Annotated in this window: 24 protein-coding genes and 1 riboswitch; of the genes, 13 read left to right on the forward strand and 11 right to left on the reverse strand. The window is 73.1% G+C overall.

From position 1 onward, the window contains the following. Nucleotides 1–15 precede the first annotated feature (15 nt). The gene (locus ACZ5WG_RS38200; protein ID WP_468729256.1) at nt 16–1,254 is read left to right on the forward strand and encodes a cytochrome P450; all 1,239 of its coding nucleotides are present in this window, start codon (nt 16–18) and stop codon (nt 1,252–1,254) included. 111 nt (nt 1,255–1,365) lie between these two features. On the opposite strand, the gene metE is transcribed toward ACZ5WG_RS38200, so the two are convergent. The 4 genes from metE to ACZ5WG_RS38220 all read right to left on the reverse strand — a co-directional run bounded on the left by metE (nt 1,366) and on the right by ACZ5WG_RS38220 (nt 6,934). Further along, nucleotides 1,366–3,684: a 5-methyltetrahydropteroyltriglutamate--homocysteine S-methyltransferase gene (gene metE / locus ACZ5WG_RS38205; protein ID WP_468729257.1), complete on the reverse strand. Its 2,319-nt coding sequence runs from the start codon at nt 3,682–3,684 to the stop codon at nt 1,366–1,368. A 189-nt stretch (nt 3,685–3,873) separates the two neighbouring features. Further along, a riboswitch (cobalamin riboswitch) is annotated at nt 3,874–4,103 on the reverse strand. 144 nt (nt 4,104–4,247) lie between these two features. Next, on the reverse strand, nt 4,248–4,919 hold the full coding sequence (locus ACZ5WG_RS38210) for an HAD family acid phosphatase (protein ID WP_468729258.1): 672 nt from the start codon (nt 4,917–4,919) through the stop codon (nt 4,248–4,250). A gap of 115 nt (nt 4,920–5,034) precedes the next feature. After that, the gene (locus ACZ5WG_RS38215; protein WP_468729259.1) at nt 5,035–5,793 is read right to left on the reverse strand and encodes a 3-hydroxybutyrate dehydrogenase; all 759 of its coding nucleotides are present in this window, start codon (nt 5,791–5,793) and stop codon (nt 5,035–5,037) included. Between the two features lie 112 nt (nt 5,794–5,905). After that, entirely contained in the window at nt 5,906–6,934 is a 1,029-nt protein-coding gene (locus tag ACZ5WG_RS38220) for a CE1 family esterase (protein ID WP_468729260.1), read from the reverse strand. Between the two features lie 85 nt (nt 6,935–7,019). Between ACZ5WG_RS38220 and ACZ5WG_RS38225 the strand changes: the two genes are divergently transcribed. The 5 genes from ACZ5WG_RS38225 to ACZ5WG_RS38245 all read left to right on the forward strand — a co-directional run bounded on the left by ACZ5WG_RS38225 (nt 7,020) and on the right by ACZ5WG_RS38245 (nt 11,334). Further along, nucleotides 7,020–7,988, forward strand: a complete 969-nt coding sequence (locus ACZ5WG_RS38225; RefSeq protein ID WP_468729261.1) for a LysR family transcriptional regulator — start codon at nt 7,020–7,022, stop codon at nt 7,986–7,988. Further along, the gene (locus ACZ5WG_RS38230; RefSeq protein ID WP_468729262.1) at nt 7,985–8,857 is read left to right on the forward strand and encodes a serine hydrolase; all 873 of its coding nucleotides are present in this window, start codon (nt 7,985–7,987) and stop codon (nt 8,855–8,857) included. Before ACZ5WG_RS38225 ends, ACZ5WG_RS38230 begins: the two co-directional genes overlap by 4 nt. Nucleotides 8,858–8,991: 134 nt before the next feature. After that, nucleotides 8,992–10,227, forward strand: a complete 1,236-nt coding sequence (locus ACZ5WG_RS38235; RefSeq protein ID WP_468729263.1) for a sensor histidine kinase — start codon at nt 8,992–8,994, stop codon at nt 10,225–10,227. Then, nucleotides 10,224–10,889 (forward strand): response regulator, encoded by a 666-nt coding sequence (locus ACZ5WG_RS38240; RefSeq protein WP_468729264.1) that lies wholly within the window; start codon nt 10,224–10,226, stop codon nt 10,887–10,889. Before ACZ5WG_RS38235 ends, ACZ5WG_RS38240 begins: the two co-directional genes overlap by 4 nt. Before the next feature lie 145 nt (nt 10,890–11,034). Then, on the forward strand, nt 11,035–11,334 hold the full coding sequence (locus ACZ5WG_RS38245) for an SHOCT domain-containing protein (protein WP_053789189.1): 300 nt from the start codon (nt 11,035–11,037) through the stop codon (nt 11,332–11,334). A 135-nt stretch (nt 11,335–11,469) separates the two neighbouring features. Here ACZ5WG_RS38245 and ACZ5WG_RS38250 read toward each other — a convergent pair whose 3' ends face one another. Then, nucleotides 11,470–11,976, reverse strand: coding sequence for a GNAT family N-acetyltransferase (locus ACZ5WG_RS38250; RefSeq protein WP_468729265.1), 507 nt, complete (start codon nt 11,974–11,976; stop codon nt 11,470–11,472). A 168-nt stretch (nt 11,977–12,144) separates the two neighbouring features. Between ACZ5WG_RS38250 and ACZ5WG_RS38255 the strand changes: the two genes are divergently transcribed. Beyond that, nucleotides 12,145–12,906 (forward strand): carbonic anhydrase, encoded by a 762-nt coding sequence (locus ACZ5WG_RS38255; RefSeq protein WP_468729266.1) that lies wholly within the window; start codon nt 12,145–12,147, stop codon nt 12,904–12,906. Between the two features lie 109 nt (nt 12,907–13,015). Further along, the gene (locus ACZ5WG_RS38260) at nt 13,016–13,798 is read left to right on the forward strand and encodes a hemerythrin domain-containing protein (RefSeq protein ID WP_468729267.1); all 783 of its coding nucleotides are present in this window, start codon (nt 13,016–13,018) and stop codon (nt 13,796–13,798) included. Here the strand turns inward: ACZ5WG_RS38260 and ACZ5WG_RS38265 are convergent. Next, complete coding sequence (locus tag ACZ5WG_RS38265; protein ID WP_468729268.1) at nt 13,692–14,411, reverse strand: beta-glucanase; 720 nt, start codon at nt 14,409–14,411, stop codon at nt 13,692–13,694. The genes ACZ5WG_RS38260 and ACZ5WG_RS38265 overlap by 107 nt on opposite strands. Nucleotides 14,412–14,484: 73 nt before the next feature. Next, nucleotides 14,485–14,889: a DUF5997 family protein gene (locus ACZ5WG_RS38270; protein ID WP_468729269.1), complete on the reverse strand. Its 405-nt coding sequence runs from the start codon at nt 14,887–14,889 to the stop codon at nt 14,485–14,487. Between the two features lie 58 nt (nt 14,890–14,947). Between ACZ5WG_RS38270 and ACZ5WG_RS38275 the strand changes: the two genes are divergently transcribed. Then, the gene (locus ACZ5WG_RS38275) at nt 14,948–15,754 is read left to right on the forward strand and encodes a LysR family substrate-binding domain-containing protein (protein ID WP_468729270.1); all 807 of its coding nucleotides are present in this window, start codon (nt 14,948–14,950) and stop codon (nt 15,752–15,754) included. A 5-nt stretch (nt 15,755–15,759) separates the two neighbouring features. Here the strand turns inward: ACZ5WG_RS38275 and ACZ5WG_RS38280 are convergent, their stop codons facing one another. From ACZ5WG_RS38280 to ACZ5WG_RS38290, 3 genes are all read right to left on the reverse strand, one after another. Beyond that, nucleotides 15,760–16,500 (reverse strand): PP2C family protein-serine/threonine phosphatase, encoded by a 741-nt coding sequence (locus ACZ5WG_RS38280; protein ID WP_468729271.1) that lies wholly within the window; start codon nt 16,498–16,500, stop codon nt 15,760–15,762. 82 nt (nt 16,501–16,582) lie between these two features. Continuing rightward, nucleotides 16,583–17,716 (reverse strand): site-2 protease family protein, encoded by a 1,134-nt coding sequence (locus ACZ5WG_RS38285; protein ID WP_468729299.1) that lies wholly within the window; start codon nt 17,714–17,716, stop codon nt 16,583–16,585. A gap of 119 nt (nt 17,717–17,835) precedes the next feature. Continuing rightward, nucleotides 17,836–18,195, reverse strand: coding sequence for a hypothetical protein (locus ACZ5WG_RS38290; RefSeq protein WP_468729272.1), 360 nt, complete (start codon nt 18,193–18,195; stop codon nt 17,836–17,838). Between the two features lie 326 nt (nt 18,196–18,521). Between ACZ5WG_RS38290 and ACZ5WG_RS38295 the strand changes: the two genes are divergently transcribed. From ACZ5WG_RS38295 to ACZ5WG_RS38305, 3 genes are all read left to right on the forward strand, one after another. Continuing rightward, a complete protein-coding gene (locus tag ACZ5WG_RS38295) occupies nt 18,522–20,639 on the forward strand; it encodes a hypothetical protein (RefSeq protein ID WP_468729273.1) in 2,118 nt (705 codons plus the stop codon). A 51-nt stretch (nt 20,640–20,690) separates the two neighbouring features. After that, a complete protein-coding gene (locus ACZ5WG_RS38300; protein ID WP_468729274.1) occupies nt 20,691–22,337 on the forward strand; it encodes an ABC transporter substrate-binding protein in 1,647 nt (548 codons plus the stop codon). Between the two features lie 67 nt (nt 22,338–22,404). Continuing rightward, nucleotides 22,405–22,995, forward strand: coding sequence for an NIPSNAP family protein (locus ACZ5WG_RS38305; RefSeq protein WP_468729275.1), 591 nt, complete (start codon nt 22,405–22,407; stop codon nt 22,993–22,995). Nucleotides 22,996–23,009: 14 nt separating this feature from the next. On the opposite strand, the gene ACZ5WG_RS38310 is transcribed toward ACZ5WG_RS38305, so the two are convergent. Next, nucleotides 23,010–24,026: an alpha/beta fold hydrolase gene (locus ACZ5WG_RS38310; protein WP_468729276.1), complete on the reverse strand. Its 1,017-nt coding sequence runs from the start codon at nt 24,024–24,026 to the stop codon at nt 23,010–23,012. A 393-nt stretch (nt 24,027–24,419) separates the two neighbouring features. On the opposite strand from ACZ5WG_RS38310, the gene ACZ5WG_RS38315 reads away from it, so the two are divergent. After that, on the forward strand, nt 24,420–24,899 hold the full coding sequence (locus ACZ5WG_RS38315) for a hypothetical protein (RefSeq protein WP_468729277.1): 480 nt from the start codon (nt 24,420–24,422) through the stop codon (nt 24,897–24,899). Nucleotides 24,900–24,957: the final 58 nt, after the last annotated feature.

Here is a 24,957-nt window from a genome sequence, read left to right on the forward strand (position 1 = left end):
TCCGGAGGACCCGGCATGAAGCAAGGCATCCTGAGCGACATCCTCGACTACTCGAACCGCGCGAACCCGTACCCGCTGTACGCGGAACTGCGCAAGACCCCGGTGTTCCACGACGGGGACGGCCCGTACGTCATCAGCACCTACCACGACATCCAGAGCCTGCTGCACGACCCGCGGCTCAGCTCCGAGGCCCGCAACCTCGCCGCGACGGCGGGGGATCCCCTGGCCGAGGGCGAAGGCGAGGGGGCGGCGACCCTGCCGCCGAGCTTTCTGAAGCTGGACCCCCCGGAGCACGACCGGCTGCGCCGGATGACCAACCGGCCCTTCGGTCCGCCGCACTCCCCGCACCGCATCGACGGCATGCGGGACGACCTCAAGGGCATCGTCACCGGTCTCATCGACAACCTCGGCGACCCGGCCGGGATCGACCTGGTCGACCAGTTCGCCTACCCGTTCCCCGTCACCATGATCTGCCGGCTGCTCGGTGTGCCGCGCGAGGACGAGGCACGGTTCCACGTCTGGGCCGACACCCTGGCCGCGAGCCTGGACCCCGATCCGGGCGCCGACCCGACGGAACGCGACAAGATCACCCACGACGCCCGGATGGAACTGGGCATGTACCTGGCCGGGCTGATCGAGGAGCGCCGCAAGAACCCCGGCGACGACATGCTCTCCCAACTGGCCGTCGGGCACGGCCAGGACGAGTCGATGAGCACGATGGAGCTGCTCAGCACGGCCGCCCTGCTGCTGATCGCGGGCCACGAGACCACCGTCAACCTGATCACCAACGGGATGCTCACGCTGCTGCGCAACCCGGACGTCCTGAAGCAGCTGCGCGAGACGCCCGGGCTCGCGGTACCGCTGGTGGAGGAGCTGTTGCGGTTCGAGCCGCCGGTGCAGCTGCTGCCGCAGCGCACCCCGCTCGCCGACATCGAGGTCCGCGGGGTCACCATCCCCAAGGGCTCCTCGATGTGGCTGATCCTCGCCTCCGGCAACCGGGACCCGGACCGCTTCGAGAACCCGGACCGCTTCGACCCGTACCGCAAGGACATCCAGCACCTGGGCCTCGGCAGCGGGATCCACAGCTGTTTCGGCGCCCCGCTGGCCCGGCTGGAGGCACAGCTCGCGCTGAGCGAGCTGGCCCGCCGCCTGGAGAACCCGCGCCTGGTCGAGGACCCGCCGCCCTACCGGCAGAACGCGGTCCTGCGCGGCCCCCGCCACCTCCAGGTCACCTGCGACGGGATCCGTCCCTGAAGGCCAGCGCCGGAATCACACAGGCTTCCCCCAGCTGCGCACGCATTCGGTTGTGGCTCCGGTCCGCGGGACGGACCGGAGCGCAGGCACCGTACGGGCAGTCAGGACCGGTCAGGGTGCGGTGAGTTCACCGCGGACCGCGTGGGCCGCCGCCACCAGGCTCGCCAGGGAGGCACGGGTCTCGGGCCAGCCGCGGGTCTTCAGACCGCAGTCGGGGTTGACCCACAGCCGCTCGGCCGCAATGGCCTCGAGCCCCTTGCGCAGCAGCGCAGCCGCCTCCTCGGCGGACGGGATGCGCGGCGAGTGGATGTCCCAGACACCCGGACCTACTTCCCGCCGGTATCCGGCGCCGGCGAGCTCGTCGGCCACCTGCATGTGGGAACGAGCGGCCTCGAGGCTGATCACGTCGGCGTCGAGGTCGTCGATGGCCCCGAGGATGTCGCCGAACTCGGCGTAGCACATGTGCGTGTGGATCTGCGTGTCCGGCCGCACCCCGGAGACGGTGAGCCGGAACGCCTCGGTGGCCCACGCCAGATATCCGGCACGGTCGGCGGCGCGCAGCGGCAGAGTCTCCCGCAGCGCGGGCTCGTCCACCTGGATCACCGAAGTGCCCGCGGCCTCCAGGTCCTCGACCTCGTCGCGCAGGGCGAGCGCCACCTGCCGTGCCGTGTCCCCGAGCGGCTGGTCGTCCCGTACGAAGGACCACGCGAGCATGGTCACCGGGCCGGTCAGCATGCCCTTGACCGGCCGGTCCGTCTGCGCCTGGGCGTACGTGGTCCAGCGCACGGTCATCGGATCCGGACGGGAGATGTCCCCGGCCAGGACGGGCGGGCGGACGTAGCGGGTGCCGTACGACTGGACCCAGCCGTGCCGGGTGGCCAGGTACCCGGTGAGCTGCTCCGCGAAGTACTGCACCATGTCGTTGCGCTCGGGTTCGCCGTGCACGAGGACGTCGATGCCGGCCTTCTCCTGGAAGGCGATGACCTCGCGGATCTCGTCCTCGATGCGCTCCTCGTAGCCGGCCGTGTCGATCCGGCCGGTGCGCAGATCGGCGCGGGCGGTGCGCAGTTCGGCGGTCTGCGGGAAGGAGCCGATGGTCGTGGTCGGCAGCAGCGGCAGGCCCAGGAGGGCGCGCTGGGCGGCGGCGCGTTCGGCGTACGGCTGGGCACGTCGGGCATCGGCTTCGCCGATCGCCGCGGTACGGGCGCGTACCGCGGGGTCGCGGGTGAGCGGGGAGTTCGTACGGGAGGCCAGGTCGGCGCGGTTGGCGGCGAGTTCGGCCGTGATCGCGGCGGGTCCCTGGCCGAGACCGCGGGCGAGGGTGGCGATCTCGGCGGTCTTCTGCCGGGCGAAGGCCAGCCAGCGGCGGATCTGCAGGTCGATGTCACGCTCGACGCCGGCGTCCAGCGGGACGTGCAGCAGCGAGCAGGACGCCGCGACGTCGACCCGGCCGGCGAGGCCGAGCAGGGTGCCCAGGGTGGTCAGCGACTTCTGGAGGTCGTTGATCCAGATGTTGCGGCCGTCGACCACGCCGGCGACGAGGCGCTTGCCCGGCAGCCCGCCCACCGCGGCGAGGTCCGCCAGGTTCGCGGCTGCGGCTCCGGTGAAGTCGAGCGCGAGGCCTTCGACGGGGGCCTTGGCGAGGACGGGCAGGGCCTCGCCCAGCCGGTCGAAGTACGAGGCGACGAGCAGCTTCGGGCGCTGCGTCAGGGCGCCGAGCTCCCGGTAGGTGCGGGTGGCGACGTTCAGTTCGGCGGGGGTGCGGTCCTGGACCAGGGCGGGCTCGTCGAGCTGCACCCACTCGGCGCCGGCCGCGCGCAGCTCGGCCAGCACCTGGGCGTACACGGGCAGCAGCCGGTCCAGCAGGGTGAGCGGCACGAAGTCGTCCGCGACGCCGGGGGCGGGCTTGGCCAGCAGCAGGTAGGTGACCGGTCCCAGCAGGACGGGCCGGGCGCGGTGCCCGAGCGCAAGGGCCTCGCGCAGTTCCGCCACCTGCTTGGCGGGGTCGGCGGTGAAGACGGTGTCCGGCCCCAACTCCGGGACGAGGAAGTGGTAGTTGGTGTCGAACCACTTGGTCATCTCCAGCGGAGCCACGTCCTGCGTGCCGCGGGCCATCGCGAAGTACCCGTCCAGAGGGTCGGCCTCGACGGCGGCGCGGTGGCGGGCGGGGACGGCGCCGACCATGACACTGGTGTCCAGTACGTGGTCGTAGAACGAGAAGTCGCCGGTCGGGACCTCGTGGATACCGGCATCGGACAGCTGCCGCCAGGCGCTCCGGCGCAGTTCGCGGGCGGTTTCCCGGAGGGCGTCGGCGCCGACGCGGCCGTTCCAGTAGCCCTCGACGGCCTTCTTCAGTTCCCGGTTCGGCCCCTGGCGGGGATATCCGTACACGGTGGCCCGTACGGCCGTGGCAGCGGACTCGGTTGTCACGTGACTCTCCTTCGCGAGCATGCGTGTGCGCGTCTTGCGACGGATCCCGGGAACGGAACCGGGGCGAAGGGGTGACGAACCGGACGGACTGCCGTTGTCGCCGCGTACACCGAGGTACGCGCGGTCAGTATCCGCCTGCTGTGCACGCCGACCCGCCCACGAGGTCACCGGGATCACCGCACGCGAACGGTCGCGTGCGGGCAACGGGCAGGTCTTCGGACTCGCGGGCACGTCTCGTCGTACGGAACGCCGTACGAGACTCCTACTGGCCGTCGCTTCCCAGACCCGGCCGGGCCCAGTGCGTATGACGGCGGTCGTTCCCGCTCACCGCTGCGGGGCAGTCCCGGATTCCCACCGGGTTCCCTCTTGCGACGCATCCCGCCTGGCTGACGGGGCGAACCAGCTGCGGAGTCAGCCTAAGGGCAGCCGCAGGGCGGCGGACAGGTGTGATCACCATGCGGACATCCGAATGAGACGCCCCGCCGCTGCGATGCGCCGCTGCCGGCCGCCTCCGTACGCAGGCGGCCGGCAGCGGGGGCTGCGGCGGCGGGGCCGAAAGGCGACTAGGAGAGCTTGCCGTCGTAGTCCGGGAGCTTGAAGGTGCGCTCTGCGTGGCCGCCGACCAGATCGCTGTTGTTGTTGCCGATGTTGGCGATGATCGTGTAGCCGCGGGCCTCGATCTCGGCGCGCTTGGCCGTCTTGTAGGCGCTCACCTCGCCGAAGAGGTCGGGCAGGTCCCGGACGTAAAGGTCCGAGACGGGGTAGCCGACCGCCTTGAGGTTGTGCTCGGTGAGGGAGTGGATGATCCCCGGGCGGGCGGTGACGAAGATGATGGCGACACCGTGCTCGTCGGCGTACCGGGTCAGCTCTCGGACCTCGGAGATCGCCGGGGTCGGGAAGGTCCAGAACCAGTGGAAGTCCGTCTCCAGCGAGGAGTTGTCGATGTCGAGGACGATCGCGGGCTTCTCGCCGGCGGGGGACTGGGCGATGCGCTGCTCGACGTACGGGCGGGCCGTGGCCATGACGGCGGCGACGTCGCGCTTCCACTTGCCGTAATCGATTCCGCGGATGAGCGCGTTGCCGCCGGGCGCGGAGGCCGTCGCCGCGGCCGGGGCCGGGACGGGGGCCGGGGCGGCCTGGGCGGAGGCGGCGGGGGCCAGCATCAGGACGGCGGTGGCTGCGGCCGTGCCGGTGGCGGTTCCGAGCGTGCGGATGCGGGCGCGGGTGCTGCGCATGTGGGGGCGCTCCTCATGGGCTTCATTGGCTGAAATGACATGTACGGGGCCAGAATCCGCATGGTGCTCCTCCTTGTCTACTGACCGGTAGTTAATTTTTGGTGGACGTCCCGCTTCACGTCGCGGTCCAGCCTCCGTCGAGGGCGAGGGAGGTTCCGGTGAGGTAGCCGGAATGGGGCCCGCAGAGCCACAGCGCGGCCGCGGCGACCTCCTCGGGCTCGATCAGCCGCTTGAGCGCGGACCGGGTGAGCAGCACCTCGGACAGCACGTCGCCGGGGCCGATGCCGTGCGCGGCGGCCTGCTGCTCGATCTGGGCCTCGACCAGGGGTGTGCGCACGTAGCCGGGGCTGATGCAGTTGCTGGTCACGCCGTACGGGGCGCTCTCGAGCGCGGTGACCTTGTTGAGCCCCTCCAGGCCGTGCTTGGCGGCGACGTAGGCGGACTTGTAGGCGCTGGCGCGCAGCCCGTGGACGCTGGAGATGTTGACCACGCGGCCCCAGCCGGCCGCGTACATGTGCGGCAGCACGTGGCGTAGCAGCAGGAACGGCGCGGTGACCATCACCGCCTGGATCCGGGCGAAGCGCTCGGCCGGGAAGTCCGTGATGGGGGCGACGTGTTGCAGACCGGCGCTGTTGACCAGGATGTCCACGGCGGTGGGGAGCCCCTCGACCGCGGCCGGGTCGGTGAGGTCGACCACGTGCGCCTGCCCGTCGACCAGTGCGGCGACGCTCCGTGCCGACTCCTCGCCGATGTCGACCACGTGCACGGTGGCGCCCGCCTCGGCCAGGGCGATCGCGCAGGCCCGGCCGATGCCGCTGCCGCCGCCGGTCACCAGCGCGACGCGCTCCCGCAGGAAAGGAAGTTGGCTCGTCATGGCTGAACAGTAGGGAGGGAGGGCGGCCGCGCCCATGGCGGCGCACGCCACACTCCGAAACCCGGGTGTGGTGCACGCCGCCATGCGCGCTGCCCTGGGGCGACGGCTGACGTCAACGCCGTTGCGCGGAAAGGAAGTCGAGCAGGGTGCTGCTCGCATCCAGTGCGGAGCTGACGGGGCCGAAGCCCGCGGGCGGCGCAACGGCCGAGCCGGGCCAGGTGTGGCCCGCACCGTCCATGACGAGCAGCCGTACGGCTGCCCCGGCGGGGCCGGGCTGCCAGGTGAGGGAGTCGTAGCCGGGCTTGACCTCCTCGGCCGGACCGCCCGCCCCGCCCGCGGTGGCGAACGCCTCCGCGCTCGCCCGGGCGGACATGGTCGCCGTGATGGGTTCTTCCCCGGGGCCGGCCGGCCCGGGACTGGGCAGGCCGGCCAGGGGCCGTACGGGGTCCTCGGCCCCGTAGACGATCAGCACGGGGACCGGCCCGGTGGGCTTCACGGCGGCGGTCCCGGTGGGGAGTTCACCGGAGACCGAGGCCGCGCCCGCGACCAGGTCCGGGCGCTGCGCGGCCATCCGCAGGGCCATGGACCCGCCGTTGGAGAACCCGGCGACGTAGACCCGGTGCGGGTCGGCCCGGCCGGTGCGCACGAGCTCGGCGATCAGGGCTTCGGTGAACCGGACATCGGTGTCCGGATCCGGCCGCTGCCCGGTGGGAGCGGTGCCGGCGCCCCAGGCCTTGCCCAGGGCCTCGGGGTACACGAGGAGCATGCCGCGGGCCTCGGCGGCCCGGTCCAGGCCGCTCTGTTTCCGCAGGTGCTCGGCGTCGGCGCCGCGCCCGTGGAAGGCGATGAGGAGCGGCCGGGGTCCGCCGCCGCCCGTGGCGGGGCGGTGCAGCAGGTACTCCCGGGTGCCGCCGTCGACGGTCAGCCGCTCCCGGCTGTCGACGGCGGGGGCGGACGAGGGGGCGGACGCGTTCATGCTCGCGGTCGGCCCGGCCGCCGCGGGCGGCCGCGAATCCGCCGCGCAGCCGGTGAGCGCGGCGGCCAGTGCAAGGCCGAGGGCCAGGGCGGCGGTGCGCGCGGTGCGCCGCGGGCGGTGGGGGGACGGCAACGAGGCCGAGAGGTTCCGGTAGGTCGAGGACATGCCGTGAGCACAACACCGACGCCCGGTCTCCGTCCAAGATTCCTATCGATCTCAGATCGATCAATCTCCGATATCGTTGCTGGCCGTGGACCTGATCCGGCATCTGCAGTGCTTCGTGGCTGTTGCAGAAGAAAGACATTTCGGCCGTGCTGCCGTGCTGCTCGGCATGGCCCAGCCACCCCTGTCCCAGCGCATCCAGCGCCTGGAGCGCGAGCTCGGCGTCCGGCTCTTCGAACGCACGAGCCGCCAGGTGACGATCACCGCGGCCGGCACGATGCTGCTGGCGGAGGCCCGCTTGCTGCTCGCCCGTGCGGACGCCCTCGCGGTCACCGCCCGCCGCATCCGCGACGGCGAGAGCGGACTCCTGCGCGCCGCGCTGCCGCCCGACCTCGCCGGCGAGGCCATCGCCGCGATCCTGGCCGCGTTCCGGCAGCACCACCCCGGCGTGGAGCTGGAGCTGCACGAACTGTCCACCGCCGAGCAGCTGGACCGGTTCGCCTCCCGTGAGCTGGACGTCGGGCTCGTCCGGCACCCCTGCGACCTCGCCGGGCTGGAGATCGGACCGGTCCTGCGCCGCGAACTCGGCGTGCTGCTGCCCCGCGAGGCGCCGGCCGCCGCGCTGGACGAGGTACCCCTCGCCGCCCTCACCGGATACGGCCTGGTCCTCTTCCCGCGCGCCGAGGCCCCAGCCCTGCACGCCGACGTACTGAACACCTGCGCCCGGGGCGGCTACACCCCCGCCGCCGTCCGGCAGGGCCGCGGCCCCGGCTTCGTCCGCGGCCTCGTCCTCTCCGCGAACGCCGTGGCCTTCGCCCCGCGCGACACCGGGCCGGCCGATGCCGCGGTCCCGCACGACGACATCGTCTGGCGGCCCCTCGCCGGCTCCCCGCTGGCCTGGCGCCACAGCGTCGCCTGGCCGCAGGGCCGCGGCGACGCCGCCGTCGGCGCCTTCACCGAAGCGACCACGCGTGCCCTGTGGAACACTGCGGCGGTGACCGCCGACGTCCCCGCACGGCCGCTCCACCTGCGCCCGGCAGCGGAGTACTGGCTGTGAACCACGCCCTCCACCGCATTCGCGCAGCCTTCGCCGAAGCCGGCGTCACCGGCCGGCTGCACGCCGTCGACATCGATTCCGGTACGGAGCTCGACGCCGGCGCGGACCAGCCGGTCGTCACCGCCAGCGTGCACAAGCTCTGCCTGCTCGTCGCCCTCCACCAGCATGCCGCGGCCGGCCGGGTGGACCTCGGCGAACAGATCGAGTGCCCGCCGGGCGACCGCACCGCCGGCCCCACCGGGCTGGCCGCGATGCTGGATCCCGTACGCATGTCCCTGCGCGACGCCGCGTACCTGATGACGGCCGTCAGCGACAACGCCGCCGCGGACCTGCTCCTCGCGCGCATAGGCATCGACGCGGTCAACGAGGCCACGGCCCGGCTCGGCCTCACCCGTACCCTCGCCGTCCACACCTTCCGCTCGCTCTTCGCCACCGTCCGGGAGGACGCGGGGCCCGCCGGCGCCCAGGCCCTCGCCGATCCGCGCGTCATCGCCCGGCTCCGCGCCCTCGACCCGGCCCACAGCAACCGCAGCACGCCCCGCGACATGACCCGGCTGCTCGGCGCCGTCTGGCGCGACGAGGCCTGCATCCCCGAACACGGCGCCGCGGTCCGCCGACTGCTCGGACTCCAGGTGTGGCCCCACCGGATGGCCGCCGGATTCCCCTTCGACGACGTCCACGTGGCCGGGAAGACCGGCAGCCTGCCGACCGTACGCAACGAGGTCGGCGTCATCGAGTACCCCGACGGCGGCCGCTACGCAGTCGCCGTCTTCACCCGGGCCGCCAACCCCGCAGCCACCCTCCCCGCGGCCGACGCGGTGATCGGCACCACCGCCCGCATCGCCGTGGACGCCCTGCGCGCGAGCTGAGCGGCCCCGGGGAAGCGGGGCGGCGCCGGACCGCCGGGCCCGGCCGCACGAGGCGCACGTACTCCACCGGGAGTACGCCCGATCGGCCCGCCCGGCTGACGACGACGCCGGCTGCGGCGGTCTAGCGTGGCCGCATGGCGGAGCGGCGGCGGGAGTACTGGGCGGAGCGCACGGGCGCCGGGCGGCTGCCCTGGCGGTCCTCGCTCCTCGTGGCCGTGTTCGCGCAGGCGGCCACCGGGTGGGTCCACCACCTCCAGCCCGAGCGGGAGCCGGTCGGCGCGCTCGGACGGCTCCTGCTCCTCCTCGGGCCGGCCCTGCTGCTCCTGCGGCACCGGTATCCGGTGCCCGTCGTCTACGGCGTCTGCGCGGTCACGCTGGCCTACCTCGCCGGCGGATACCCGTACGGCCCCGTCTTCCTCAGCGTCGCCCTGGCCTGCTTCGCCGCCGTCGTCGCCGGACACCGCTACGCCGCCTGGGGCGCGGTGGGAGCGCTGTGGGCCGGCCATCTGCTCATCGGGCACTGGCTGTACCGCTGGCTGCCCCCGCCCGGCGACGGCCCGGCGCCATGGGGGACGGAGGGCGGCGTCACCGCCTGGGTGATCGCCGTACTCGCCGCCGCCGAGGTGGTCCGCGTACGCCGGGAGCAGTGGGCCCGGGACCGGGCCGAGCGGAAGGCCGCCGAACGGCGCCGGGTGGACGAGGAGCGGATGCGGATCGCCCGCGAGCTGCACGACGTACTGGCCCACAGCATCTCCGTGATCAACGTGCAGGCGGGCGTGGGCCTGGCCCTGCTCGACACGGACCCCGAGCAGGCCCGTACGGCGCTCACCACCATCAAGGCGGCCAGCAAGGAGGCGCTCGGCGAGGTCCGGCAGGTCCTGAACACCCTGCGCGCCCCCGGGGAGGCCCCCCGCACGCCCGCCCCCGGACTCGACCGGCTCTCCGAACTGGTCGACCAGGCGGCCGCGGCCGGGCTCACGGTCTCCGTGGAGGGGGAGGCCGCGGCCCGGGGGCTGTCGCCGGGCACGGATCTCGCCGCGTTCCGGATCCTGCAGGAGGCGCTCACCAACGTGGTGCGCCACTCGGGCTCCCGGACCGCCAGGATCCGCATCGACCGGCCGCCCGGCGTGCTGGAGCTGCGCGTGGACGACGACGGGCCCGCCACCGGAGGCGACGCCGGCGGCAGCGGCACCGGCCTGATCGGGATGCGCGAGCGGGCCGCCGCGCAGGGCGGCACCGTCGAGGCCGGCCCCCGGCCGGACGGCGGCTTCCGGATCCTGGCCCGGCTCCCACTGGGGGACACGGGGAACGCCGGGAACCCGGGAGACACGGGAGACACGGGGAACACGGCATCGGGGGAGGACCGGTGATCCGCGTACTGCTCGCCGACGACCAGGCGCTGGTACGGGCCGGCTTCCGCGCGCTGCTCGACGCGCAGCCGGACATCGAGGTGGCGGGCGAGGCCGCCGACGGGGCCGAGGCCGTGCGGCTGGCGGGCGAACTGCGCCCGGACGTCGCTCTGATGGACATCCGGATGCCGGTGCTCGACGGCCTGGCCGCCACCCGCACGATCACGGGGGACCCGGTGCTGACCACCGTGAGGGTGGTCATGCTGACCACCTTCGAGCTCGACGAGTACGTCTTCGAGGCGATCCGCTCCGGTGCGTCCGGCTTCCTGGTCAAGGACACGGAACCGGAGGAACTGCTGCGTGCCGTACGGGCCGTGGTGGCGGGTGACGCGCTGCTGTCACCCGGGGTGACGCGCCGGCTGATCGCGGAGTTCGCGGCCCGGTCGAAGGCTCCCGAGGCGGCGGCGGAGCTGGACCGGCTGACCGAGCGGGAGCGCGAGGTGATGGCCCTGGTGGGGCTGGGCCTGTCCAACGCGGAGATCGCCCGCCGGCTGGTGGTCAGCCCCCTGACCGCGAAGACGCACGTCAGCCGGGCCATGATCAAGCTCGGCGCCCGGGACCGGGCCCAGCTGGTGGTCCTGGCGTACGAGTCGGGGCTGGTCCGGCCCGGCTGGCTGGGCTGAAGCCGCTTCCGCGGTGGGCCACTCCCGCGCTGGGCTACTCCTGCTGTGGTATGTGAACTGCCGTCGGCCGTACGACGACCAGGGCGCCCTCCCGGGGCGAGTCTCGGATGTGACAGGACAACCCCTTCCGAGGAGCTGAACCGAGATGAACACCCTGGCGTACGACGGGCCCGGCCCGTGGATCCTGTTCGTCCCGTTGATCTGGGCGGCCGTCGTCTTCGGCGTCGTCACGGTCCTGCGCCGTACGGTGTGGCGCGGCGGCCGCGGCCCGCGCGGACCGTGGGCCGCAACCCGGGGCTCGTACGGCGAGAACTCGCCGATCGCGATCCTGGGCCGCCGGTTCGCCACCGGCGAGATCGACGAGGACGAGTACTGGCGGCGGCTGTCGGTCCTGGACGAACAGTTCGGCCGCACCCGCCTCGACGGCAAGGACGGCCCCGTCTGACCACGCCGTCCGTGGGCGTAGGGGCCGACGGGGTGACGAGGTCCGCGCACCCGCGGACCGCCACCCCGTCCCGGGCTCCCGTCCCGCGCACCCGGGCCGGCTCCGGCCCGGGCGCGCGGGACGGGAGCCCGGGCGTCACAGGACCCGGCGCATGCAGATCCGCGGCCAGCGGTCCAGGCCGTGTTCCGCTTCGCGGTCGCGGATGTCCTTCAGGCCGGGGCTGAGCTCCTCGTCGGCGAGGCGTTCGAAGCCGCAGCGGGCGTAGTACGGGGCGTTCCACGGGACGCCCTCGAACGTGGTGAGGGTCAGCGCCGGTATGGAGTCGGCTGCCGCCCGCGCCGCCAGGTGTTCCAGCAGCGACCGGCCGATACGACGGCGCGCACCGTCCGGATGCACGGAGACCTGCTCGATGTGGAGGTTCCCGTCGACGCGGTCGGCGATGAGGTAGGCCAGCGGAGCATCGGCCTCCGTGACCGCGACCCAGGCCAGTCCGGCCCGCTGGTAGCGGGCGAGTTCGTCGAGCGGCAGCGGTTCGTCGTCGGCGATCTCCGGCATGCCGATGCCGCGGAAGCATTCCCCGGCCGCCCTCTCGATGGCCTGGAGGAGGGGCAGTTCATCGATGTGCACTGCTCGAATACGCATGGCGCCCATTGTCGCCGCCGGGCGTACGGTGCCTCCGGCGGGGCTCGTTCGTCCACAGTCCGAGACGCGTGTCTCGGCGCGATTCGTTTCGGCCGGATCCCGCCGGGCATCCCGCCATTCCTCCCCTCGCCCGGCCGGGTGGCCCGGACCCCGGGTTACGGTCCCGCGATGTATTCGAACACGCAGACAGCCGACGCCCCTTCGCCCAGCCGTCGCGGCCTGCTCCGCGCCGCCGTGGCGGGCTCGGCGGCCGTGGGGTCCGTCCTCACCCTCGGTTCCGCCTTCCCCGCCTCCGCCGCTCCGGCTCCCGCTCCTGCCCCCGCGGTGCCGGAGGCCGCCGGGCGGCCCGTCTCCCCGGAGGAGGCCCTGCGCCGGCTGGCCGCCGGGAACCGGCGCTGGCGCACGTACTGCCAGGAGCACCCGCACGAGTCGCCGTCCGTTCGGCTCCAACTCACCCGGGCCCAGCACCCCTTCGCGATCGTCCTCGGCTGCGTCGACTCCCGCGTCCCCCCGGAGCTCGTCTTCGACCAGGGGCTCGGCGACCTCCTGACCGTGCGCTCCGCGGGCGAGGTGCTCGACGAAGCCGTGCTCGGCAGCATCGCGTACGGGGTCCTGGAACTGGAGATCCCGCTGGTGCTGGTCCTCGGCCACCAGTCCTGCGGGGCGGTCGGCGCCGCCGTACACGCCGACGAGACCGGCGAGCAGCTGCCCGCGCACATCCAGTACCTGGCCGACCAGATCCGGCCGGCCATCGACCACGGCCAGCACGGTGACGCCCGGATCGACGCCACCATCGACGCGCACGCCCGGCGCACCCGCGGTCGGCTCGCCGACGAACCCGACATCGCCCGCCGCATAGCCACCGGCAGGCTGGCCGTCGTCGCCGCCCGCTACGACCTCCGCGACCAGAGAGTCCGCACCCTGGCGTAGTCCAGGCTCCCCGGGGGCGCTGGAGCGCCGTCGTGCGCCCCTGGTGGAGGCGGCCGGCCGGACCCCACGCTGGGACCTGGTACACCCACCAGGGCGGGGGTCATGGCCGATGTCGACGTCGATGGAGAACCAGGGAAAACCGATCACCACGCACGACATGGTGGTGGTCCACCGGATGTTCCGGCGCGAGTTCCGGGAGGCGGCGGGCCGGGTGCGCGGGGTGCGCCACGGGAGCCGCGCGCAGGTCAGGCTGGTCGCCGACCGGCTGGCGCTGCTGCTGGACACCCTGCACCACCACCACGAGGGCGAGGACCGGCTGCTGTGGCCCAAGCTGGCCGAACGCGTGCCCGGGCACGGCGAGCTGTGGAAGCGGATGCAGGGTCAGCACGCCGGCCTGGCGGCCGGCCTCGGACGGGCGGACGCCCTGCTCGGGCTGTGGGCGGCGGCCGGGGCGAGCGCCCGGGGAGAGGAGCTGGCCGCCGTACTCGAGCAGGTGTCCCAGGCCGTCGAAGAGCACTTCGACCAGGAGGAGAGCGAGGCGCTGCCACTCGTCCCGGCCGTGGTGTCGCAGGCGGAGTGGGACGAGATCGGCGACGCGGCCAGCGCCGCCGTGCCCAAGAGCAAGCTGCTCACCGTCCTCGGGATGATCCTCAAGGACACGGACCCGGGGGAGCAGATCCTGATCATGGCGCACCTTCCGCTGCCGCCCCGGGTGATCTGGCGCGCCGTCGGCGAGCGCAACTTCCGACGGCTGGAAGAACGCCTGGCAGCGGCGTGGGGCACGGCTAGGAGCGGTACACGCGGAGGTCCGAGACCTCGTACGACATCTCGGAGACGCCCGGGTCGGGAGCCGGGTGGTAGCGGCCCGCGCTCACGGACAGGTTCACGATGATGTACGCCCGCCAGCGCCGGCCCACCCCGGAGCGGTCGGCGAACGCGCGCGTGCCGTTGACCCACCAGACGACCGAGTTCGCACCGAACTTGACCTTGAGGTCGACCCACGCGCCGGGCCGCACGGCGGCGTCGTGGAAGTAGAACGATCCGCCGCCCCGCACATGGTTGGAGAGTTCCAGCAGGTCCGGGTTGTCGGGGTGGTACTCGAAGACGTCGACCTCCTGGCCGCCGTCCCGCCAGGTCCAGATCGCGGGCCAGGCGCCGACCGCCTCCGGCAGTCTGACCCGGGCTTCCAGCACGTCCTCCGCGCGCAGCAGGAATCCCTCGTCGCTGCCCTCGGTGGTCAGCAGGCCGGTGTCCCAGTTGCCGTCCGGCCGCCGGGTGGCGCGGAAGGTCCCGGTGCGGCTGTAGGCCGGATCGTCGGTCAGGTGATCGAGTTTGCTGTCGCCCGGATTGACCGGGCCGCCGTCGGGATAGGCCCAGGACCGCCCGGCGACCCACCGGGACGTCGAGCCGAAGTCGGCCGAGAAGACGAGTGCGCCGGAGCGCCGGAACTTGGCGAGGATTTGCGAGATCACCCCGCAGCTCTGCCCGCGGCGCGCCGTCCGCATTCCGGTGATCTTTACCCGATTGGCCCGGGATGGGGCACTTCGGGGCGCCGGGGGCGCCCGCGGCGCACGCCGGTCAGGAGCCGGACTGCTGGATCCGCTCGGCGCGCTCCGCGTGCTTCTCCTTGATGCGGACCGCTTCCTTGCGGACCTCGGCCTGGGTGGTGCGCTCCTTCTGGAGCCACTCCGGGTTCTCCTGCTTCAGCGCGTCGATCTGCTCCGTGGTGAGGGCCTCGGTGACCCCGCCGCGCGCGAGACCGGCGATCGAGACGCCGAGCTTGGCCGCGACCACGGGCCGGGGGTGCGGGCCGTTGCGTCGCAGATCCTGCAGCCACTGGGGCGGCTCGGCCTGCAGCGCGTTCAGCTCGCTGCGGGTCACGACACCTTCCTGGAACTCAGTGGGGGTGGCTTCGAGGTACACACCCAGCTTCTTCGCCGCGGTGGCGGGCTTCATGGTCTGGGTGGTCTTGTGCGACGTCATGGGGTCAAGAGTATCGAGCGTGTGCGCTACTTCTGACCACGGCCGGTAACCTGGCCGGGTGACAGGCTCGGAAGCATCTCCTTCAGCATCTCCTTCGTTCCGGCTCGCGTACGTCCCGGGAGTGACGCCCAGCAAGTGGGTGCGGATCTGGAACGAGCGCCTGCCCGACGTCCCGCTGACCCTCCTCCAGGTGTCCGCCGCCGAAGCCCCCGACATGCTGCGGGGCAGCGGCGCCGACGCCGGGTTCGTGCGGCTGCCGATCGACCGGACGGGCCTGGCCGCGATCCCGCTCTACACCGAGACCACGGTCGTCGTGGTCCCGAAGGACCACATCGTGGCCGCCGTGGAGGAGGTGTCCACCGGGGACCTCGCCGACGAGATCGTGCTGCACCCGCTCGACGACACCCTGGACTGGGAGAGCCTGCCCGGGCGGCCCGCGCTCGAACGCCCCGCCACCACGGCGGACGCGATCGAGCTGGTGGCGGCCGGGATCGGCGTTCTCGTCGTCCCGCAGTCCCTCGCGCGGCTTCACCACCGCAAGGACCTCACGTACCGGACGGTCACGGACGCCCCCGAGTCCCGGGTCGCGCTGTCGTTCCCGGACGGCGAACCCACCGACCTGGTCGAGGAGTTCATCGGGATCGTGCGCGGCCGGACCGTCAACAGCACCCGCGGCCGTGCCCAGACCCCGCCGCAGCCGAAGCAGCGCAAGCGCCCCGAAGCGGCCGGCGCGGGGCGCAAGCCCACGGCCGGGAAGTCGGGCGGCAAGAACCCGCGCGGCGCCTCCGGTGGCTCCGGCGGAGCGAAGGGCGGAGCCAAGGGCGGCAAGAGCAGCAAGGGCGGCAAGCCCCGCCGCCGGCCGTAGCACCGCTATACGCCGATCCTGACCAGGGCGAGCGTGATGTTGTCGGGGCCGCCGGCGTCGATGGCGGCCTTCCACAGCTCGAACGCGGCCTTGCCGTCGTCGTGCACCCGCAGCAGCTCGTCGAGCTCCTCGGGCGGCACCGGGTCCGTCAGCCCGTCCGAGCACACCAGGAACCGGGCTCCGGCGGACAGCGGCTCCGTCGAGACGTGGGGCGTGATCGCGCTGCGCCGGCGGGCCCCGCCGAGCGCCTGGGTCAGCAGGGACGTGGTGCGCTGCCCCGGTTCCAGCGGCGGATTGTCGTCCACGCTCACCTGCCTGAGCTCCTCCGCCGTGGCGTCGAAGACCCTGCTGTCGCCGACGTTGAAGGAGATCAGCGAGTCCTCCAGTACGACGGCGCCCGCGACCGTGGTGCCCATGGTGGCCAGCTGCGGATCGCTGTCGGCGGCCGCGTACACCGCCTGGTTGCAGAGGACGAGCGCCTCGCGGACGGCTCCCTCGCTGTCCAAGGAGGGCCCGAGCATCGCGAGTTGGCGGGCGACCAGCGCGCTCGCCACCTCGCCGGCCGGCTGCCCGCCGATCCCGTCGGCGACCGCGACGACGAGCGGCGAACCGGTCGGGAAGACGAGCGTCTGCGGATTGCGCGTCACACCGGCGCACAGCGTCCACGGCCCGACGACGAGGCTGTCCTCGTTGTGGTCCCGTACCAGCCCGGCATGGCTCAACGCGCTCACGGCTATGTACGTCATCGCACCCCCATTGTCGCGCCGCGCACCCGAAGGCGCCCTCGGAGCCGCGCCGCAGCCGCCGCCGCCCCCGACGCCCGCCGCCTCACCCGGGCCCCCGGCCGCCGCGCAGCGTCTGCCATTGCACGAGCCGGCTGATGTCCTTCGCGGTGACGATCCCCACCAGCCGGCCCCCGTCCACCACCAGGACCGGCAGCCCGGTCCCCGGGCGCAGCTCGTCCAGGGCCTCGCCCAGCAGATCGTCCGGGGCGGCGACCGCGCACTGCGCCAGCGGCGTCGCCACGTCGCGCACGCGCAGTGCGTCCCGCTGCGCATCGGTGATCCGGGCCAGCACGCGTACGTGCACCACCCCGCTCGGGCGGCCGTCGAAGTCGAGCAGCGGCAGTGCGGAATGCCGGGACTCCACGGCCACCTCGTCGATGAACTGCCGCACGCTCAGCCAGTCGGCACCGGTCGCCACCGGGCTGGACATGGCATCGGCCACGCGCACGCCCCGTAGCCCCGTGCGCAACACGGCGTGCTGGCGCTCGGCGCCCGCGACGAAGGCGATGAAGAGCCCGATGAAGACCAGCCACAGCCCGCTCGACACCCCGCGCACGAAGGAGATCCAGCCCACGGCCGTCAGCAGCACGCCCATGACCTGACCGCTGCGCGAGGCCGCCCGCTCCGCCCGCTCCCGGTCGCCCGTACGCCACCACAGCAGCGCCTGCAGCACCCGCCCGCCGTCGAGCGGAGCGGCCGGCAGCAGGTTGAAGACGCCGAGGAACAGGTTGGTCCAGCCGAGCCACACCAGGACGGCTGCGGGGACCGCCCAGCCGAGCAGGGCGTGCAGCCCGATCCCCGCGCCCAGTGCGGCGCCGCCCAGCAGCAGGCTGGTGAGCGGCCCGCTCACCGCGACCACGAAGGCCGCCGCGGCGGTCTGCGGCCGGCCCATCCTGGTCATCCCGCCCAGCGCCCAGAGGGTGACGTCCTCGACGGAGATCTTCCTCCTGCGGGCGGTCGCGGCGTGCGCCGTCTCGTGCAGCAGCAGGCTGCCCATGAGCAGCAGGGCGCCCACGACGCTGGCGAAGGTGTAGACGGCGTTCGAGCGCCCCGGAGTCCACACGGGGAGGGTCTGGCGGCCGAGCCCGTACGCGAACAGCACCACCAGCAGCGGCACGCTCCAGTGCATGCGCAGCGGCACCCCGACAACACGTCCGATAGGGACCGAGCCGTTCATCGTCGTCTCCTGCCGGCTCGGCAGCGGGTCCACACCCATTGTCACTCCGCGCGCGGACCCGCGCCGGGTGCCGCCCCGGCCCGCGGACGCGGTCGGCAGGGGGCGGCACCCGGCGGGGCTCAGCCCTCGGTCGCGGCGGCCGGAGCGGCCAGGGCCTCGTCGAGCTCCCACGCGTGGCGCTTGAACTCGCGCAGGAAGTCGGCGTGGTCCTCCCACTGGCGGGCGATGCCGCGCAGCACGTCCCAGTGGTGCTCCACCGACTGGTCGATCACCCGGCGCAGCGCCGGCTCGGCCTCCGCCCGCTTCTCGAGCAGCCCCTTGACCGCCGAGGCCTCCAGCACCGCGTTGCGCAGTGCGCGCAGCGCACGGGAGGTGTCGTCCATCGCGAAACCGCGCTCGCTGCCGGTGGCCTCGTCGAACAGCGGGGTGAGCCGCGCCTCGATGAATGCGGTGATCCGCTCGAAGTGCTGCACGTCCATCGGGACTCCATCTCCTGCCGCGCGCGGTGCGGCCCGGCACATCGGGTGTTGCTTCTGCTTCCAGGCGTTCTGGCTCCGCCTGCGTGGACGCAGAATATCCGTTGAAGATCGACCGCAGGATCACCGCCGGCTCACCGCAGGATCCGTGTGCGGTCCCGGAATTCCGGGAAGGAGATCCGCGGTATTCACCGTCGCTCCGCGTCCTCCCGGTGTTACCTTCCGTTGCGTCGGCGCGTGCGTCGCATTTTCGGTTGGGGGGCGGGGGAATGGTGAGCGCAACGGCAGAGCTCGGCCATGCGGAGGGGACCGACGCTTTTCTTCGGCACATGATCTGGCGGTATCCGGACCAGCGGCAGCCCGTGGTGGCGCTGCTCGGGCCCCGGCAGTCGGGCAAGACCACCATGCTCCGCTCCCTGTCCCAGGGCTGCGGATCCACGGTGGTCCATGCCCACCTCGACTTCCACGAGAACCCGCTGGACCCGGTGTCGGCCGCGGCCCTGGTGGCCTTCCAGATGATGCGCGGCTGGGACACACTGCGGCGCAGCCCCGTCTTCCACCGGTTCGCCCTCGGGCTGCTGGCCCTCAACGAGAACCTGGAGGCGGACCGCTCCCGGGCGACGGACCAGATCAAAGGCCTGATCCAGCAGTACACGCGCAACACCCGCCGCGGCCGGTTCGCCACCCGGCTGGAGGAGGCCGTGGACGCCACGATGGACGTCGTGGCCACCGGAGCGCTCAGCCCGCTCGTCCAGGGGCAGGCGCGCGAAGTCGTCACCGCCGTACGGGAACGGGCCCGGCCGGTGATCGGATCGCTGCTGCAGAGCACCGCCCGCTGGGGCCTGCGCGACGCGCTGCGCTGGCACGTCGGCATCCCGGAGGCCGAGGCCGCGGGCTCCCTGGACGCGCTGATCAGACTGAGTTCCGCGTCCCGGTCGGCCGCGGTCGGGCCGCTGCTGGCCGCGTTCCTCGCCGACGCCAAGGACCAGGCGGAGCGGCACCCTGCGCTGCGCTCCTCGTGCTCCTGCGAGCTGCCGGAGGAGTACTCCGGCCGGGCCGTCCGGCACGACCACGCGTGGGTCCTCTTCGTGGACGGCGCCCAGACCCCGGCCGGCCGCCGGTTCCTCGCCGCACTCGTCGCGGCGCGCATCCGCAACGAGCAGAACGAGCCGGGCTCAGGGGCCGCCGCCGACCCCCTCGTCGTCCTCGCCGCCTGCGACCAGTGGCAGCCGGAATGGACCACCCGCTGGTGCGAGCCCTGGCGCACCACCCCGCTGCCGGACACCCCGCAGCGCCGCGTCCCCCTCCTCAGCCGGGCCACCCGTACGCGCTGGACCCGGCACGACGAGCCCGGCGCCGGACCGGACCCCGCCTCGGCGGCGCACTACTGGTATCCCGTGTGGCTCGATCCGATGTCCGAGGAGCGGGTCTCGTACCTCACCGACGACGCCGCGGCGCTCGCCGCACCCGTCCCGGCGTCCGTCGTCCACGCCCTCACCGGCGGCCACTGGGGCGCCGCCACCGCCCTGCAGGAGCAGCGCGAGAGCACACCGCCGGAGGCGGAGACCGGCGTACCGGAGAGACCCCTGCCCGCCGCGGTCGACGGGAGCGGAAGACCGCTGTGGTCGCGGGCCCTGGAGACCAGCCTTCCCGAAGGGCTCGCCGCGCCCGCGCCGGGCTGGACCAACCCGGCGCCCGTCGTCCTGGCGGCCGCCTACCTGGCCGACATGCGCACCGCCGACGACCCCCGAGTACCGGCGGACATAGCCGACCTGCCCCGCACCCTCGAGCTGTTACGCCGCAACCTGTGGGTCAGCACCTTCTTCCACCGCCCCTCCCGGATCCGGGAGGTCGGCTGGGGCGAGGCGGACAGACCACCGGTACTGCACCCCTGGCTGAGCCGCTGCGCGCTCACCGCCCTCTCCGCCGCCACCCCGGCCGGCGCTCCCGCCGCCGCAGCGGAAGGGGAGCGGCCCGCCGACCCGTGGCACGACGTCTTCACCCGGCAGGCCCGGGCCCTGGCCTCCGTCGCGGCCACCCACAACGGATCGGGCCTCGCACGCGAGGAACAGCAGCTCTTCTACGACCTGGCCCTGGGCAAGTTCGCCCCCGTGGCCGAGGCACTGGCCGACCGGTTCGACCGGGACCACCGTGCGTGGGTGCGCCTCCTCGACTACCTGGCCACGGCGCCGTGCCGCCTGGTCCACGAGCAGTCCGCCCAGGAGTCGTACGCACTCCTCCTCGCCGGGATCGAGCAGAGCGGCCGGGACGTCGTGGCGGTCGCCACGGCCAAGCTCCTGGCCCTGCTGTGGCTGTACAACGATCCGCTCACCGAGCGCAGCCGGCGCTGGGACGCCCAGATCGAAGAGGGCTTCGAACGGCTCTCGCACAACTCCCGTCTGCTCGATGTCAGCGCCCTCCAGCAGGCGGGCGCGCTGTTCGCCTGACCCCTCCGCGCCACGCCGTCGGCGTGGCCGGGCGCACCGCAAGGAGTCCTCATGCCCGCAGGTGTACGCAACCCACGGCTCGGCCGACTGCGCCGCCATCCCGTGCTCTCGCTGACCGCCGCCCTCCTGCTCCTGGCCGGTGCCGTGCTCGGCGGTACATGGGGCTACGGCGTGCTGTTCCCGCCCGCGCTGTCGTGCGGTCCCGGAATGACCGCTGCCGGCACGCCGTTGGCGTGCGTCGGCGTGAACCTCGACACCACGCCCTTCACCAAGGGCGAACCCGAGCGCATGCGCAAGCTGGAGGACACGATCCGCACCGCCAACGCGGCGGTGAAGGGGAACTCCACCAGCGTGGTGCTGATGCTGAACCTCTCGCCCGTCGAAGACGTGGACACGCTGACCTACGAATCGCTCTACCACAACATCGAGGGCGCCATAGCCGCCGTCTGGCGTGCCAACAACACGGCCGCGTACGGCAGTACACCCGGCGTGAAGCTGTACCTGGCCAACATGGGAAGCCAGTACGGGTCCTGGCAGGAGGCGGTCGCCAGCGTGAAGAAGAACGCGGCGGCCGAGCACATCTCGGCGGTCGTCGGCCTCGGCCAGAGCACCGAGCAGACGCGGCAGGCCTCCGCGGCCATCTCCGCCCAGCTGCACATCCCCGTCATCGGATCGACGGTCACCGGCAACTCGATGAACCTGGACCCCGCGGACCCGGCCGGCAAGCGCACGATCCCCGACATGTTCCGGGTCTCGCCCACCAACTCCGACTCCGTGATCGCCGCCAACCAGTACGTGTCCGGGCTGCGCCCGGCCGTGACCTCGCTCGCCGTGGTGGCCGACAGCGTCGCCGACGACGACTACACGGCCACGCTGGCGGCGGAGGCCAAGACCCGCTTCCAGGCGCCGGACCGCACGGTGACGGTGCTCCCGTACACCTCGCCCCGAAGCCTCCCCAGCGGCGCCGGCCGCCAGGACTACCTGATCCAGCAGTTCAACCTGATGCACGCCAACCTGTGCCAGGCCGCACCGTCCGTCGTGTACTTCGCCGGACGCGGCCGCGACCTCGGGGCGTTCGTGCAGAACTGGGTACAGGGCGCGCCCTGCGGCATCGCGCAGCTGCGCATCCTGGTGGGGGACGACGCCTCGGAGGCCATCCGCGACGACGCGGTCCTCAAGGGCGTCGCCTCCGGCCGGGTGACGGTGGCGTACACGGCCCTGGCCAGTCCGGACGAGTGGGGGACCGAATGCCCCGGGTCGGACGCCAAACGCAACTACGACCAGTTCTGGTCGGCGTTCACCGGGCGGCCCGACCCGTGCACGAAGCAGCCCCTGGCCACCACCCAGTCCGGCGCGGCGCCCCTGGCCTTCGACCCGGCGGACCTCGCCAGCGGCCAGGCGATGCTCACGCATGATGCCGCCGTCGCCGCGATCAGTGCGGCCCGGCACGACGAGGCGGGCCTGAAGAACCCGGGGCTGGAGACCGGAATCCTCCACCAGTTCTACTGCGCGCAGATGCTCCCGGGGGCGAGCGGCTGGCTCTCCTTCGGCGCCGACGGCAACCCGGTCGGCAAGCCCGCCCCCATCGTCCAGCTCAACCCGGACGGGACGACGAAGACGGTCACCCTCACCTGGCCGAGTTCCGCCCCCAACCTGAGCCTGCCCCAGCGCGGCGGTACGGGGGCCCCGGGCTGCTGACGAAGCGGGCGGCCGCGGACCGGTCCACTGACAGGAGGTGTCAGTGGACCGGTCCTAGTCTGCGGCAATGATCGTCGAACTGAGGCAGTACACCGTGCACCCCGGCGCCCGCGACACCCTCATCGCACTCTTCGAGCGGGAGTTCGTCACCGGGCAGGAAGCGGCGGGCATCACCGTCGGCGGACGCTTCCGGGACCTGGACGACCCGGACCGTTTCGTCTGGCTGCGCGCCTTCCCGGACATGGAGCGGCGGGACCGCTCGCTGCGCGCCTTCTACGAGGGCCCCGTCTGGCAGGAGCACCGCGAGCGGGCCAACGCGACCATGGCCGACTCGGACGACGTCCTCCTGCTGCGCGGTCCGGGATTCGCCGCCCCGGCCGGCGCCGGCCCGGTGACCGTGACGGTCTGCCACCCCGCCGACCGGTCCTTCGCCGGCCACTTCGAGCGGAGCCTGCGCCCCCGGCTGGCCGCCGCCGGCTCCCCTCCGGCAGCGGTCCACCGCACGGAGCACGCCCGGAACACCTTTCCCGCCCTGCCCGTGCGCACCGGCGAGGACGTCCTTCTCTGGTTCACGGCCGGGGAGGCCCCGCCCCTCCCGGACCTCTCCGCGCACCTGACACGTCCGCCGCAGCACCTGAGGCTCGCGCCGGTGGGCTGATCCGGCCCGCCGGCTCAGTGGCAGAGCCGGGCCACCTGCTCCAGTTCGTCCGCCAGCAGCGCCGGGTTGCGCGGGCCGATGTGCGGGGCGGCCAGGGACCGTACGCGGAAGCGGTTGCGCGGGGTCGTCTCGTCGGCCTCCCGGATCATCAGGTCCTGGAGCGCCGGCGGGATCGTCCGGTCCTCGGTGAACCGCAGGAACGTGCGCGGGACCCGGCCCCACTGCTGCGGCAGGCCCCGGGAGTCGCAGACCCCGATCGCGGCCGACTCGTCGGGTTCGAGGATGTTGAGCAGGGTCCGGACCTCGGTGTCGGAGTAGTCGGCGGCCAGCGCCTCCTTGGCGACCCGGAGGAACGCGGGGTCGCCGGTCCGCCAGTTGACCCGGGTGACCCCCAGCTCCGGCGGCGTGGGGACGGGGGTCATCTTGAACATGGAGCTCGTGGCCGCCTCCGGGGTGGTCATCAGCTCCGCCACCGAGGCCCGCTTCGTGGGGCAGAAGGCCGAGATGTACACGAGGTGTGAGATCAGCTCGGGCACCAGGTTGGCCACGGCGTTGAGGGTCACGCCGCCCAGGCTCTGGCCGGCCAGGACGACCGGGCCGTTGCTGTGCGCCCGCCGCACCACCGCGGCCACGTGCTCGGCGGAGTCGGCCAGCGTCCTCCCGGAGATGGGGGAGGGCTCCGTACGCAGCCGCTCCAGGTCCTGCGGAGCCTGGTACGAGAGCGGGAAGTAGGCGTCGGGGCCGTGCCCGGGCAGATCGACCGCGACCGCGCGCCGGCCGCGCAGCCCCAGCTCGGTCAGTACGGGGGACCAGGCGTACGCGTTGCTGCCCGACCCGTGGACCAGGACGAAGGTGACCGGCTTGGCGGGGCGGGGCGCCGCCTCGGCCGTCGCTGCTCCCGTGCCCACCGCCGCCACCGCTCCGGCGCCCGCGACAGCCGCCCGCAGGACGGTCCGGCGGGACTGCCCGCCGCCGTTGTCGTCGGCCGTCCGGACACCCGTCGGTTCATCTCCACCAGTTAAGTTACTCATGAGTAAACCTTACGGCTCCGTGATCGAGTGGGGGCCGAATTCCAGCCAACTGGCGTCCGGCCAGGCTCCCTTGGGTGTCCGCCCCGTTCGTTGAGAAGTGGACAATCGGCTGTGTGGTTGTCGATTCGTCCTGATGAATGTCGATTCGGCCATCCCGATGGCGGGCGTCCGGAGCCGCCGCCGGTGATCGGCAGGCCGCGCCGCCGGCCCGGCGGGTCCGCCGTTGTGATCGAGCCAGTCGCAGACGCCCGCCGCGCCGCCGCCGACCCCCGCGAAATTGCCACCGGCACCTGCGCCCCCTCGACGGACCCCCGCGGCGGCTTGTTGAGTTATGTCGCGCTTCAGACGCAATGGGCGAACTGAGCGCCCCGGATTCTGATTTGAGGAGCATTCATGCGCATCTTCCGATCGGCCCTCGCACTCGGCGCGGCCGCCCTCGCCGTCACGGCCGCCGGTGTCGGCCCGGCGGTCGCCGCCGAGCAGGCGCCGGCCCCCAAGGCCGCCAAGTTCTGCACCTACATCGCCGACACGGGCGAGGGCGGCTGTTTCGCGACCCGCGCCCAGGCCGCGGAGCTCGGCGCGCAGGCCGACTACAAGGACCTCGGGAGGATATGGAGCGACTCCAACTCCGGCGGCAGCGAGATGACCTTCCGCGGCAGCGTCGGCTGCAACTGGCGCTACCCGGAGTTCAACGACCTCGCCTCGATGGGCTGGAACGACACCGTGAGCTCGGCCCAGGGCATCAGCTGCCCGATCACCCTCTGGGAGCACAAGGACTTCCGCGGCGCCCACCAGACGTACTACGGCTACAACGCGTACGTCGGCGACGGCATGAACGACAAGGCCTCGTCCATCAGCTTCGACGTCCGCTGAACCACGGGGCCCGGCGGCGTTGTACCGCCGCCGGGCCCTCCCGCCGCCGGGCGCCGGG

The sequence above is a fragment of the Streptomyces sp. NPDC032745 genome, from assembly GCF_055579465.1.